This window comes from Streptomyces sp. NBC_01477 (assembly GCF_036227245.1).
In the GTDB taxonomy this organism is placed as follows: domain Bacteria; phylum Actinomycetota; class Actinomycetes; order Streptomycetales; family Streptomycetaceae; genus Actinacidiphila.
This window is the reverse complement of sequence record NZ_CP109445.1, coordinates 1,669,160-1,682,611: the sequence shown is the minus strand read 5'-3', so window position 1 is coordinate 1,682,611 and position 13,452 is coordinate 1,669,160. Positions and strand designations below refer to the sequence as shown.

11 protein-coding genes are annotated in these 13,452 nt (G+C 70.5%); 3 read left to right on the top strand and 8 right to left on the bottom strand.

The features are described 5' to 3' along the window. Positions 1-75: 75 nt before the first annotated feature. Entirely contained in the window at positions 76-1,653 is a 1,578-nt protein-coding gene (locus tag OHA86_RS06495) for a hypothetical protein (protein ID WP_329173270.1), read from the top strand. A gap of 54 nt (positions 1,654-1,707) precedes the next feature. Here the strand turns inward: OHA86_RS06495 and OHA86_RS06490 are convergent, their stop codons facing one another. The 3 genes from OHA86_RS06490 to OHA86_RS06480 all read right to left on the bottom strand — a co-directional run bounded on the left by OHA86_RS06490 (position 1,708) and on the right by OHA86_RS06480 (position 3,968). Further along, entirely contained in the window at positions 1,708-2,505 is a 798-nt protein-coding gene (locus OHA86_RS06490; RefSeq protein WP_329173268.1) for an AfsR/SARP family transcriptional regulator, read from the bottom strand. 452 nt (positions 2,506-2,957) lie between these two features. Further along, positions 2,958-3,560, bottom strand: a complete 603-nt coding sequence (locus tag OHA86_RS06485; RefSeq protein WP_329173266.1) for a TetR/AcrR family transcriptional regulator — start codon at positions 3,558-3,560, stop codon at positions 2,958-2,960. Between the two features lie 174 nt (positions 3,561-3,734). Next, positions 3,735-3,968, bottom strand: a complete 234-nt coding sequence (locus tag OHA86_RS06480) for a helix-turn-helix transcriptional regulator (RefSeq protein WP_329173265.1) — start codon at positions 3,966-3,968, stop codon at positions 3,735-3,737. Between the two features lie 714 nt (positions 3,969-4,682). On the opposite strand from OHA86_RS06480, the gene rfbH reads away from it, so the two are divergent. Both rfbH and OHA86_RS06465 read left to right on the top strand, forming a co-directional pair. Further along, positions 4,683-5,987 (top strand): lipopolysaccharide biosynthesis protein RfbH, encoded by a 1,305-nt coding sequence (gene rfbH, locus OHA86_RS06470; RefSeq protein WP_329173263.1) that lies wholly within the window; start codon positions 4,683-4,685, stop codon positions 5,985-5,987. After that, on the top strand, positions 5,984-7,375 hold the full coding sequence (locus OHA86_RS06465) for an NDP-hexose 2,3-dehydratase family protein (RefSeq protein ID WP_329173262.1): 1,392 nt from the start codon (positions 5,984-5,986) through the stop codon (positions 7,373-7,375). The genes rfbH and OHA86_RS06465 overlap by 4 nt, the downstream gene beginning before the upstream one ends. A 303-nt stretch (positions 7,376-7,678) precedes the next feature. On the opposite strand, the gene OHA86_RS06460 is transcribed toward OHA86_RS06465, so the two are convergent. Genes OHA86_RS06460 through OHA86_RS06440 form a run of 5 tightly spaced genes read right to left on the bottom strand, consistent with a single transcriptional unit; the run spans position 7,679 to position 13,438 of the window. After that, positions 7,679-8,590: a putative sugar O-methyltransferase gene (locus OHA86_RS06460; RefSeq protein WP_329173260.1), complete on the bottom strand. Its 912-nt coding sequence runs from the start codon at positions 8,588-8,590 to the stop codon at positions 7,679-7,681. Next, complete coding sequence (locus tag OHA86_RS06455) at positions 8,529-9,494, bottom strand: alpha/beta fold hydrolase (protein ID WP_329173259.1); 966 nt, start codon at positions 9,492-9,494, stop codon at positions 8,529-8,531. The genes OHA86_RS06460 and OHA86_RS06455 overlap by 62 nt, the downstream gene beginning before the upstream one ends. Then, the gene (locus tag OHA86_RS06450) at positions 9,494-10,360 is read right to left on the bottom strand and encodes a TauD/TfdA dioxygenase family protein (protein WP_329173257.1); all 867 of its coding nucleotides are present in this window, start codon (positions 10,358-10,360) and stop codon (positions 9,494-9,496) included. Before OHA86_RS06450 ends, OHA86_RS06455 begins: the two co-directional genes overlap by 1 nt. 1 nt (position 10,361) lies before the next feature. Beyond that, complete coding sequence (locus tag OHA86_RS06445; protein ID WP_329173255.1) at positions 10,362-11,726, bottom strand: FAD-dependent oxidoreductase; 1,365 nt, start codon at positions 11,724-11,726, stop codon at positions 10,362-10,364. Continuing rightward, positions 11,723-13,438: a prenyltransferase/squalene oxidase repeat-containing protein gene (locus OHA86_RS06440; RefSeq protein ID WP_329173254.1), complete on the bottom strand. Its 1,716-nt coding sequence runs from the start codon at positions 13,436-13,438 to the stop codon at positions 11,723-11,725. Before OHA86_RS06440 ends, OHA86_RS06445 begins: the two co-directional genes overlap by 4 nt. Between the last annotated feature and the right edge of the window lie 14 nt (positions 13,439-13,452).

Sequence of the window (13,452 nt, the reverse complement as noted above, 5' to 3'; positions counted from 1 at the left end):
GCCGAGGAGCGCGTCGAGGCGTGCCGCTCGCTGGCCGATCTGGTGGCACCCCTGACGGCACCATGCGGACTACTGGTGGCAGCGCTTGACGTGCAGGTCCGAAGGGACGCCCCGGCGAACCTCGGCAGCCGGGCCGTCCCCCCGCTGATGAAGTTGACCGGACTGCTGACCGCCACCGGGGACAGCCGATGCCGCGCCGTCGTCCTACTCGCCGATTCCGGACAGCGGGCCCCGCATCCGCAGCCCGACATCGTGGCCCCGCTGCGGCGGCTGGTCACCTCCCAGGAGGTGCGCGGGAGCGTCCGGGTGGCCGCCGCAGAAGGGCTGCTGCGGCTCGACCCCCGAGCTGGTACGGGGGTGGCCGTCGACGTCCTGCGTGCCATCGCCACCAGCCAGGGCACTGTCACTGCCGACCGCAACGCGGCCGTGCAGGTGCTCGCCCGGGTGCGCTTCCCCACCGTCCCGGACACCGCCGCCGCGCTGCGGCAGTACGTCGCCGATCGGCGGCTCCCCTCCTCGCTGCGTCTGCGTGCCGCCCAGGCATTCGCGGAGTCGCCGGACACCGAGGACACCGTCGAGGGGTGCGAGGCGCTGGCCCGCTTCGCCGGTGACCCGGACGTCCACCAGGCCCTGCGGCCCAAGGCGGTGGCGTCATTGGCGGCACTGGCCGTGGGCGCGGCCTTTGGCGGGCTGGCACGCGCGGCCGTGCTGGCGCACCTGCGAGCCCTTACCGCCGACCGGAGCGGTCAGGACGCGGTCAGGACCGCCGCGGCCGCACACCTTCTGGCAGTCGCGGTCGAGCACCCGCCGGGCGACGCTGCGTCAGCGTTCGACTGCCGTACCGGCGTCAGTGTCCTGCGGAACATTGCGGACGGCCCCGAATCGCCCGAGTCCCGGGAGGCGGTGCGAACACTCCTCGACCTCGTCGAAGTCCCGGCCCTGCACGAGGAGATCCACCGCACGTTGCTCCGTCCGTGTGGGAGCGCCGCCTGCTGCCCTCAGACGCGCCTGGAGTGCGCTGTCAAGCTCGTCAGGCAAAGTACGGACCCGACCGCGGCGCTGGACACGTGTCCTGTCATGCCGGGCCGGTGCGCGGTGGTTCTGCACCCGGCTGTCATGGCCGACATCCTGAGTCACCTGGCTGCGCTGCCGCTGCCCGCCGCTGCTTCGGATGCGGTCCAGTCCGCTGCCGTACGGGAGTTGCTGTCCATGACCGACACGACGTCCGGCCGGGACTCCGCGCTGGCGTGCCTCGACCGACTCGTCGCGGGTTCCGAGGACGCCGCCCCGGCAGTGCGACTGCTCGCCGCGGAATTGGTGGTGGCACGCGTCGACGCACCCCGGCAGGCTGCGGCAGTCAGCGCGATGCTGCGGCTTGCGACCGATTTCGGTGGGGAGGACGCACTCCAGCTACGTGCTGTGGAGAGCCTGGTGGGGCTGACGCGCCGCCCTTCCGGCAGCCGGGAAGGGAGCGTTGCTCGTGCCATCCCCCTTGATGACCTGCTCACTGTCGCTCTGCGCCGCGTCGCCCTCAGCCCTGGCGCCGCGCCGCGCACTCGAGTACGGGCGTTGGGGGCGCTTTCCGGCCTGGGACCCGCCCATGCCGCCGACGCCCTGACGGCGGCCCGCCTCCTTCTCACCGACTTCCGCTGACGCGGATGTGTGCACCTGGGGGCAGCGCGGGAACGGCGGGGTGCGGCGGGGTGGTCAGTGATCGGACATCGCCGGCGGTGACGACATCAGGTGCAAGTCGCCCGAGAGGATGGCCCGCTGCAGATCCTGCAGCGGACGCCCGGGCTCGAGCCCCAGCTCGTCGTTCAGTGTCTTGCGCACCGACTGGTACACCTTCAGCGCGTCCGCCTGCCGCTCCGAGCGGTAGAGCGCCAGCATGAGCTGACGGTAGAACGCCTCGCACATGGGGTTCTCCGCGGTGAGGGCGTACAGCATGCCCACCGCCTCGCGGTGCCGGCCGAGTTGGAGCTGGCACTCGACGAGCATCTCCTGGCACTCCCGGCGGATCTCGGTCAGCCAGATCGAGAAACCGTCGATGATCGGGCCCTGGGCGCCGGTCACGTCGCTGCTGCGGCCCAGGACCGGGCCGCGCCACAGCGCGAGCGCCCGGCTGAAGCAGGACGCCGCCTCGTCCGTGCGCTGCTCACGGAGCAAGGACCGTCCCTCCTCGACGAGTTCGGGGAAGATCTGGGTGTCAATCTGGTCGTCGCCCTTGTGCAGCACGTAGCCTGGCGCCCGGGTCTCGACGGGGTTGCCACTCGCGCCGGGGAGCTTCAGGAACTTGCGAAGCTGGGAGATGTACACGTGCAGGCCCGCGACGGCGCGCCGTGGCAGATCCTCGCCCCAGATCTCCTGCATGAGTTGTTCCGGGGAGACCAGACAGTCCGCCCGGATGAGCAGCACCGTGAGGACGATCTCCACTTTATGCGGATGAAGCGTGAAGTACGTGTTCTCGTCCCGGACACGGAGGGGGCCCAGCATCTCGTACCTCACCGGGCACCCTCCTCCGCTGACATGGGTATCAGGGGGCGGTGACCACCGGCTGACACGCCACGGTGGGGGAGGTCCGGCCCAAGGGGTCGTGGGAAGGCAGGCACGATTCATCCCTTCGTCAGGAACACGGACAACAGTTTCGCCACATTGCGGAGCCGGTCCCAATCATGCACAGCTCGAAAATCAAACGGCAATGTAGATAATTCGACACCGGGGCGGAATGAGACATTCCCTATCGTGCGATTTTTCGGACAGCAAGGGGGATGCCGTTCCGGGAAGACTTATCGCAGCCCTGTTGGTGACATATAGCGAGACACTGCTGGCCTGCGCGTTCATTATGACTTCGGTGAGACGGCCGGAGAGGCTTTGTTCCTATGAGGGCGGTAGGAGTCGGATTCATCGGCGCCACGATTGTGGCTTGTTTTTCCGCCGCGCACTGCGCGCGGAAGGCCCTAAACCGTCCGTCGCTGGACGGCGTCGGTGATCACCGCGGTCACCAGCTTGTCGACGGCGCCCGTGGCCGGCGGGCCAGGGTCGCGGTCCGCGAACAGGAGATGGCCACCACCGACCAGGGAGAGCGTGAGCGAGTCGATGTCGGCGTCGGCCGCGATACGCCCCCGGTCGCGCTCGGCGGCGAGATAGGCGGAGATCGCGCTCGAGACCTGGACGAGGATCGCGATGCCGCCACCGGGCATCACCTGCCGCAGCCGGGCGCGGAGCTCGTCCCGGAAGGTGATCAGCGGGATGAGCGCCATCGGCACCGGCCCGAACAGGGTGAACAGCGCGCTGGTGAGGTTCTCCGCCACGGTGCCGGTCCCGGCCGACTCGCGCAGCGCGCTCGCCTCCTTCTCCAGCCGCGCGGCCCGGTCGAGCACGAGGTCGGTGAGGAAGGCGTCGAAGTCACTGAAGTGCCGGTGCAGGACGCCCTTGGCGCAGCCCGCCTCGTCGGTGACGGCCCGGCCCGTCAGGCCGTTCGGACCGCTGCGCAGGAGCACGCGCTCGGCGGCGTCGAACAACTGCTGTCTCGCGTCGCGAAGGTGCACCCCAGTCGGCACTCGCCCGTCCTCTCGTACGCCCGCCCGCCCGCGCCCGGTCGTCACCCACCGAGCGCACGCCCATAAAGATGGGCACCTGCCCATCTTACCGCGGGGCAGCGACAACGTATCCGGCCAGTACATACAGGATCCAGCGACCGCTTGGAAGAGTTGCACCCGCCACCCGCGCCGGACTTATCCGGCGACGATCCCGGCGGCGACCGCCAGACCGACCAGATGCGATTTGGTGCTGGCCCCGACGCGACGCCGCGCCTCGGTGAGGTGTTCGTCCACGGTGGTCTTCGAGATGCCGAGCCGCCGGGCGGTCTCCTTCGCCGTGAGACCAAGTGCCGCGAGCCGCACCACCTCGGTCTGTCTCGGCGTGAGTGCGTGGGTGACATCTGCGATGTCCGGTTCGAGATTGGCCATTCTCGTCCTCTCTCGTGCTCAGGCTCTGGGACGGGTTCGGAGAAGTGCTCTGTGGCTCCCGAACGTGCCTGTGCGTCACCATGCCGGGGGGCTGCATGTATCACGACCATCCTGAAGGGCGCCCCTAAAACTGTTCTTGCGCGAATCTTGCGCCATCCGGTCGCCGCACCGCCTTCGGGCCCCGGGTCTTCAGCGCGGTGGGCAGCCCCGCACAAGACCGGGCCTAGGCCACCTTTAGCCGCACGGGTCACACTGTCCGGGCCGCCCGCCCGTGCATCGCGTGCCAGCCCACTACCGCCTGCCCCCGCAACGCCCACGGCGACGGCGAGGAGTCTCAATGACGAAGTCACGCCGCCTGTGTGACCGGCGGGGCGGAGGTGAAGATCCGTCCGTCGCGCAGCAGGGCCCCGAGCAGGTCGGTTCACCGGCGGACCAGGGCAAAGACGGCCTGGACGTGTGCGCAGCCCTCGCCCCGGCGCAGACCTGGGTCCTCCGCTCGCACACCTGCCCCTCCTCGATCCGGACGGCAGCCGCCGACCCGAGGAACACCTCCCTGCCCTCTCTGTGGTCAGCAACCGCACGAAGCGCGCACATCTCCATCAGCAGCCAGGCGTCCCGGGAAGCCGGGCGGCCACCCGTCTGCAGCCGCTGAAGGCAAGAACGCACAGGGCACACCCGGCCCTCCCGGGCCGCCTGACAACTTACGGAGAACCCATGAGCGATCGGCTCGCGCACATCCTCGACGAGGTGCGTCAGTACCACCGAGAGACCAGTGGCGACGGGGAGTTCGTCCCCGGCGTCACGGAGATCTGGCCGTCCGGGGCCGTGCTCGACGAGGCGGACAGGGCGGCCGTGGTGGAAGCGGCCCTGACCCTGCGGATCGCGGCGGGCCGATCGGCCCGCAAGTTCGAGTCGGACTTCGCCCGGCGTATGGGAAGGCGGAAGGCGCATCTCACCAACTCCGGTTCCTCGGCGAACCTCCTGGCCCTCACCGCCCTCACCTCACCTCAGCTGGAAGAGCGCAGGCTCGTGCCGGGCGACGAGGTGATCACGGTGGCGGCGGGTTTCCCCACGACCGTCAACCCCATCCTGCAGAACGGCCTCGTGCCGGTCTTCGTCGACATCGACCTGCGCACGTACAACACCACCGCGGAGCGCGTCGAGAAAGCCATCGGGCCCCGCACCCGGGCCATCGCGATCGCGCACGCCCTCGGCAACCCCTTCGAGGTGGCAGAGGTGGCCCAACTTGCCGCGGAGCACGACCTGCTGCTGGTCGAGGACACCTGCGACGCGGTCGGCAGCACCTACAGGGGACAGCTCGTGGGGACCTTCGGCGACCTCGCCACCGTCAGCTTCTATCCGGCCCATCACCTCACGATGGGTGAGGGCGGCTGCGTGCTCACCTCGAACCTGGCCCTGGCCCGGATCGTGGAGTCGCTGCGAGACTGGGGCCGGGACTGCTGGTGCGAACCGGGGGAGAGCGACACCTGCCACAAGCGGTTCGGCTACCGGATGGGGACGCTGCCGGCCGGCTACGACCACAAGTACATCTTCTCCCACGTGGGCTACAACCTGAAAGCGACCGATCTCCAAGCCGCGCTCGGCCTGTCCCAGTTGGACAAGCTCGACGACTTCTGCAGCGCGCGGCGGCGCAACTGGGGACGGCTGCGCTCCGGTCTCGCCGAGGTGCCCTGGCTACTGCTGCCGGAACCCGCGCCAGGCAGCGACCCGAGCTGGTTCGGCTTCGTCCTCACCGTCGATCCCGAAGCGCCGTTCAAGCGCGCGGAGTTCGTGGACTTCCTGGAGAGCCGCAAAATCGGCACGCGCCGGCTCTTCGCGGGCAACCTGACCCGCCACCCCGCCTACCTCGGCCGCGAGTTCCGCGTCTGCGGCGAGCTGACCAACAGCGACATCGTCACCGAGCACACCTTCTGGATCGGTGTCTATCCCGGCCTCACCGACGAGATGATCGACTACGTCATCGCCTCCATCACCGAGTTCGTAGGGGCCCACAGGTGACCGTGCCCGGCTCCATCCGGAGCGCGCCGCGCCTGAAAGCCCGGCAGGCCGCCGCGCTGCCCGACCGGATCGCCCGGTCCGCGGCCGCGCCAGCCGGCGGAAGCGCGGAAGAGATCCGCCAATGGCTCGAGCGGCGCCGCGCGCAGAGCTCGTTCGTGGTGGACCGTGTTCCTTTCGAAGCGCTGGAGGACTGGTCGTTCGCCCCGGGGACCGGGAACCTCGCCCACCGCAGCGGCCGGTTCTTCTCCGTGGAAGGGCTGCACGCGGCGATCGGCGAACATCCCGAGCGGACGGAGTGGCACCAGCCCGTCATCGTCCAACCGGAGGTCGGGATCCTGGGCATCCTCGCCCGGGAGTTCGACGGTGTGCTGCACTTCCTGATGCAGGCCAAGATGGAGCCGGGCAACCCCGGACTGATACAGCTCTCACCCACCGTGCAGGCCACGTACAGCAACTACACCAAGGTCCACAGGGGCGCGGCTGTCCGCTACCTGGAGTACTTCACCGACCTTTCCCAGGGCCGCGTCCTCACGGACGTGCTGCAGTCCGAGCACGGTTCCTGGTTCCACCGCAAGCGCAACCGCAACATGATCGTCGAGACGAGCGGCCCGGTACCCGAGCACGAGGACTTCCGCTGGCTCACCCTGCGCCAGATCCATCAGCTCCTGCGGCACGACAACACCGTCAACATGGACGCTCGTTCGGTTCTCGCCGGCCTGCCGGTGCGCGGTGGGCCGCACGCGTTGCACTCGGACACCGAGCTGCTGTCCTGGCTGGCCCTGCGCCGGGCCGCCGTCCCGATCCGCAGCGAACGCATCCCGCTCGCCGACGTAGCGGGCTGGACGCGCGGCGCCTGCTCGATCGACGACGACAACGACCGCTACTTCCGCACCGTGGCCGTGTCGGTGTGGGCGAGCAACCGCGAGGTCGGCCACTGGACCCAGCCGCTGATCGAACCCTGCGGTGAAGGTGTGGTCGCCTTTGTCAGCCGCACCTTCGCGGGCGTGCCGCACGTGCTGGTCCGGGCCCGCGCCGAAGGCGGCTCCACCGAGGTGGAGCTGGGCCCTACGGTCCAGTGCCAGCCCCGGAGCCATGCCCATCTGCCCGTCGCACAGCGACCGCTCTTCCTCGACCTCGTCACAACGGCGCCCCCGTCGCGGGTCCGCTACAGCGCCCTGCACTCCGAGGAGGGCGGCCGTTTCCTGAACTCGGTGAGCCGCTACCTCGTCGTGGCAGCCGACGAGGGCGACGCGCCACTCGACGCGCCGCCCGGGTTCTGCTGGGTCTCCCGGGACCAGCTCGCCGCGTTCACCCGGTACAGCCACTACGTCAACGTCCAGGCGCGAACGCTGCTGTTGTGCCTCAACTCGCTGGAGAAGGACGTCTGAGCCGGTACCCGCTCACCGCCCGGGGCCACCGGCGAGCGTTCCTGCCAGGAGCGGTGGTCCCGGAACCGGGCGACCGCCTCCGCGGGTCCGGACTCCGCCGGCACGCCGCGCCCGGAGGGGCGCAGCGCGCCGGCGATGTCCGTCACCGTGTCGTCGACAACGTGCAGGCCCGGGATCGCGAGGCGGGAGCGCGGCTGCTCCGGTTCCTCTTCGAGGGAGACGAGCCGGCCCGTCGCGTCGGTCTCGGCGACACCGAAGTGCCCTGGAGTCGGGTCCCGTTGCCGCCCGTCACGATGATGCCCTTCACCGGCGCGGATTCCTGTAGAGGGCCTGCCAGAGATAGCTCCACGGAAGGGCGCGGCCGTCACCGACGCAGGTCCAGGCGGGGCCCGGCCGGTACCCGTCGACGAAGGCGGGGACCGCGGCCTGCACCGCCTCGCTGTCGTGGATGTCCAGCAGTTGTCGCAGGGGCCCGTTCTCCAGCGCCATCTCCACGGCCTCCTGGCCCTGCAGATAGCCGTCCAGGCTCTTGTCGATGTACTTGCCGACCGGGTTCTTCACGTAGAAGGCCGAGCAGATCGCGTCGATCAGGTCGAGGTAGGACCGGACCGTCTCCGGAGCCATCTCGGTCATCGAGTGGATGTTGATGCACAGGTCGAAACGCTCCGAGCGCAGGGAGGTGGCCGTCAGGCTCTCGACCTCGATGAAGTCGATCAGCTTGAAGCGGGGCTCGTCCAGGACCTCGCGCAGATAGGCCCTGCTCAGCTCCAGCGTGTTCTTCAGATCGACGATGCAGTAGCCGGAGAGATCATGATTGGACATGATCATGTGGCACGTGCGTCCGTAACCGGCGCCGATCTCCAGGACCCTGGCGCCGTCCAGGTCGATCCTGCTCTCGATGAAACCGACTTCGACCGTTGCCTGCAGATAGTCCAGGCAGAGCGTCTCGCCCTGGCACCGCACCGTGGTCGGGCCACCGACCTCCCGGTTGGGGGTCCTGCTGATCCGCGCCAGCTCCTGCGGGGTCAGCGCCATGCCGAGGTTGTAGGCCAGCGTCTTGAGGTAGCGGACCCCGTTCGTCGACGGGTCCCAGAGGGAGAGCTTGAAGTTCCTCGGGTCGGACTTCAGATGCGTCAGGTCGGCGCCGGCGTCCTCAGTGATCCAGCGGCTCTGTATGCGCTCCCACTGCCGGCTGGCCTGGAAATTGTGTTCCATGTCGCTCCATCCTGGTCTGACGATGCGGTGCGAACGCCTCGCGGAGCAGATCGGCGAAGGGCTCCGGGTGTTCCTGAAAACCGGTGTGCCCCGCGGGGAAGGCGGCCAGCGGGGTGTCGAGCAGCTCGGCGAGGGCCGCCGCGGTCCGGTGGTAGAGCTGCCCCCGGGACGTCGTGCCACCCGCCACGACCACGGGGACGGACGCGTTCCGCAGGGCGTCGAGGTCGGGCCGGTAGCGCGTGGTGGGCTGGAGGATGCGGCCGAAGAAGCGATCGAGGATCGCCCGGACGTCCTTCGGCGGTGTGTACAGCGCACGGGTCGACGCCTGCCCGGCCGGAGGCGGCGGGGCGAAGCGGACACCGGACAGGGCCGAGTACTTGCGCAGGGCCACGTCCCGGCGCCCTGCGGCGTAGTCCTCGCACAGATCGTCGATGGTGGCCCGCACCTGCCGCGCGTCGGGCAGGAGCTCGGTCACCGGGGGCTCGTGCGCCACCAGGCTGCGCACCGCGTCCGGATGCCGGGCGAGCAGGGCCAGACCGGTGGTGGCTCCGCCGCTGTTGCCGAACACATGCGCCGGTCCGGCGTCCAGCTCCGCTATCAGCCGGCACACGTCGTCCGCGACCAGCTCGGGCGGGGCCGGCTGGTCCGGGTCGCTGAGGGTGCTGCGCAGGATGCCGCGGGGATCGTAGGTCACGACGGTGAAGTCCGCGGCGAGCAGGGTCGCGAGGGCTGTGAACCCCCTGCTGCCCATGGGCGAACCGATCATCAGGAGCAGGGGGCCGTCGCCGCGTACGTCGTAGCACAACCGGGCCCCCGGCACATCCAGAGTGCGGGTCGTGGTGGTGACGTGGGCCGGGCTCTCCTCGTCCGCACCCTGCCGGGCGCCGTCCGTCGCCGCGCCCATCAGTACGCTTCCTTGGCGTTGACCCAGTCCGGTACGTAGCGCTGCCCCGGCACCGGGCGGTAGTGGTCCCAGCGCGGCTCGTCGCCCGAGGGGGTGTCGCCGAGCACCACGACGCGCAGGCCCCGGCGGTGTTCGGAGTAGTCGTCGACCGCGTAGTGCTGCGTGACCCTGTTGTCCCAGATCGCCACCGAGCCCGGCCGCCACTGGTAGCGGCAGGTGAACTCGGGGGAGGTGGAGAAACGGTACAGGTACTGCAGGAGCGAGTCGCTCTCGTTCCGGTTCAGTTGCGCGATGTGCGAGGTGTGGGCCCGGTTGACGAACAGGGCCCGGCGGCCCGTCTCCGGGTGGACCCGCACGACGGGGTGTTCGGCCCGGCTGTCCAGGCCCGGTATGCGGATGGAATGGACGGCGGTGAGGCCGTCGAGCAGATCGCGCAGCGGCGCCGACAGCCCCTCGTACGCCAGATACTGGTTCGACCACATCGTGTCACCGCCCTGCGTGGGACCGTCGATTATCTGCAGGACGGTGCCGATGGGCGGGTTCGGGGCATAGGTCATGTCGGTGTGCCAGATCGGGATCTTCCCGTTCTGCTCCGAGTCGATGATCTGGATCTGCGGATGCCCGTCGAGGTGCGGCAGGTAGGCGTGCTCCTCCAGCTCGCCGAACCGGCGGCCGAAGGCGATGCGTGACCCGGCCGACCAGCCCTCCTGGTCCGGAATGAAGATCACCAGGTGTTTCAGCAGCAGCCGCCGCAGCTCGGTGAAGTCCGCGTCGGTGATGTCCTCCAGGCGTACGCCGTGGATCTCGGCGCCCAGCGCACTGGTGAGCGGCCTGACCTCGAAAGCCGTGGTGATGATGTCTGACACGTCAATCCCTCTGTCCGTTGTTCCGGCCTGCCGGGGTTCCACTGCCGGCCCGGTTCCCGGCAGGTCGCGGGGGCGTGAACGATCGCGCTCGCAGATCGGGTACGACCCCCAGCTGCACGAGCCGGTCGAACCCGGTCAGCGGGCGCATGCCGAAGCCCGACATGTTGTACGTGGTGAGGTAGCTCAGGCGGCGGTTCCTGGCGGTGCCGCGCATGAGGCGACGGCCTATGACCCGGCCGCAGCGCGAGGTGCTGGTCATCATGCGCGCCGCGTTGTGGCTCATGGCGTGCACGGCCTCGATCCTGCTCATGCGGTCGTCCTCGTAGCCGCGCAGCGCCCGGTCGACGGCGGCCTCGTCGGCAAGGTCGACGTCCGCGAGCCGGGCCGCCAGCCCCTCCGCCTCGCCGATCGAGGTGTTCATCCCCTGAGCCGCCAGGGGATGGACGACGTGCGCCGCCTCCCCGAGCAGGACGATGCCGGGCCGGACCAGCGCCGGGGCACGGTAGTGCCAGACCGGCAGCAACTGGCGGTGGTCCAGGTGCGCTTCGAGCAGCCCCGCGATCGGGCGCAACGCGGGCACCTGGTCAACGAGCCCCGCGCACCAGCGCCGCAGCTCGGCCGGCCCGGCCCTGCGGAGCTCGTCCGCCCCCACCTGGACGTAGACCCGGATCCGCGTGTCCGGCAGCGGATAGAGCATGACCAGGCCGCGATCCGTGACGTGAGCCGACACCTCGTGGTCCACCGGCAGCGTGCCGGGCAGTTCGAAGGAGAGCAACCGGTGGTCGTAGGCGACGGGTTCGGCGTCGATTCCCGCGAGCCCCCGCAGACGCGAGGACATGCCGTCAGCGGCAAGGACCAGGCGGGCCCGTATGTCGACGGCCTCGCCGTCCACCATGGCGCGCACCCCCGAGACCCGGCCCCCGCCGTCCGTGGCGAGTTCCTTGACCAGGACACCGCGGCGCAGGCGTACCGTCGGGCCGAGCGAGGCGACCATGCACTCCAGAATCGTCGAGTAGCCGTGGGCGAGCATCCAGGGCCGCTCGCCGCCGAGTGTTGCGAAGTCCATGGCCATCAGCTCCTCCCCGTCGGCCGTGCGGGCGACGAGGCGGCTCAGCCGGACCGCCCTTCTGGCTTCCAGGCGGCTGAGCGAGCCCCACGTGTGCAGGGAGTCCAGGGAACCTGGCTGGAGCACCTCGCCCTTCCAGAGCGAGGGCTGGGTCGGCCGCTTGTCCACCAGGGTCACCCGCAGGCCCAGTCGGCCGAGGGCGCAGGCCGCCGCCGTCCCGGCGACCCCGGAACCGCAGATCAGCACGTCGGTGTCGAAGGCGGTGCCCGGAGGGCGGCCGTGGCCGTGTCCAGTCCTCACGACGCCTCCCGCTGCGCCACCGGGCCGGCGGCGAGGACGCTGCGGTAGGCGCCCAACGCCCGTAGTGCCAGCCCGTTCCCGATCAGGCCGTCCGCGTAGTAGGCCAGACCCCGGATGTGCAGACAGACCGGGTTCGCGTCCCAGAGGCCGTCGTCGCCCTGCGCGGAGACGATCCATCCCGCCGCGCGCTGCAGCCGGTCGTCCTGGGCGGGCAGACCGGCGGCGAGCAGACCGCGCAGAGCCCAGGCGGTCTCCTCGACGGTGCCCCGCGACGGATCGTCGCCGAGCGTGCCGGTATCGCCCGGACCCCAGGAACCATCGGCCAACTGCCCTGCGAGGAGGGCCTCGCGGGCGTGCCGCGCAGCAGGGTGGTCGCCCACTCCGCCGCGGGCGAAGGCCACGAGCGCCATGGCCGTCGCCGCGGTGAGGCCCCGGTACCACAGGCCTTCGTAGGCGCCGTCGGGCCGTTGGGCGGCGAGCAGCCAGCCCAGGGCCTTGACGATTCTCGGGTCGCTGCGGGACAGACCGCCGTCGAGCAGGGACTCGACGCACTGGGCCGTCGTGTAGGGGCAGGGGCCGTCGTTGGCGAGTTCGGTGTCCGGGACGAAGGTCCCCCACGAGCCCCGGTCGTCCTGCCGCGACACGAGCCAGTCGAGGCCCGTCCGCAGGTGTCCCGGGGGCTCCGCGCGGCCGGCGGGGGCGAGCGCGGCCAGCACGTTGGCGCTGTCCAGGAAGTTCGGCCACCCGTGGGGGCCTTCCCAGCCCCAACCGCCCGGCGGCGCGTCGTAGAGGGGGAACGCCTGGTCCTGCTGGCACCCGCGCAGCCACTGCCGGGCCCGGACCAGCCGCGGATCGTCCCGGTAACCGGCGTCCGCCAGGCCGCGGGCGACGTAGGACCCGCCGATCAGGTCGAGCCCCTGCATGATGTGCCAGGAGCCGTCGGGTCGCGCGTTCGACCGCAGGTAGTCGACCGTGGCGGCGATCATGTGGGCGGGAGCCCCGGTACGGCACAGGCCGATGCAGACCACGGCGGCGAGCCAGTTGTCCCCGCCGTATCCTCCGCGGTCGTTCTCTCCGCGCTCGATCTCCTGGAGCAGGCGCAGCGCGGTCGGCCGGGCCAGCCGGTGCAGCAGCCCTCCGATGCCCTTCGGGGCGGTATCGCCGGCCTGGATGAACGCCATGGCCACGAAGGGCGCGGCCCGGAAGGAGAGCCGGGGCCGCCAGAGTCGCCGGGGCAGCAGCAGCAACTCCAGGGGGATGCGCCGCGATCCGCGCAGGCTCCGCAGCCCGGCCAGGGCGAGGAACGTCGTGGCCATGTGGGCCATCCCGGGATCGGCGAGCGACTCCACACCGCCGAGCGACCTGATCAGGTCCAGCGCGCGCCGCGCGGGCTCCTCGGTCGTCCGCGGAGCCGTCAGCGTGAGGGCCGACGCCGTCACCACGGTGGGCACCAACTGCGAGGCGGCGCCGCGTACTCCGCCCCAGCCGCCGTCCGCGTTCTGGGCGGCCGTCAGCCACTGCGTCCCCCGCTCGACCAGATCGCGCGAGCGCTCCGGGTCGGCGAGGTGCAGGGCGACCAGGGCGCCGGCGGTCCCCAGGACCGCGGTGGGGCGGTGGTTCGGCCAGGAACCCTCGGGACGCTGCATCGCGAACAGCGCCTGCGCGGCGCGCGCGACCGATTTCTCCACCCGGCTGTCCACGTCTGCGCACAAAACGAACCGTCCTC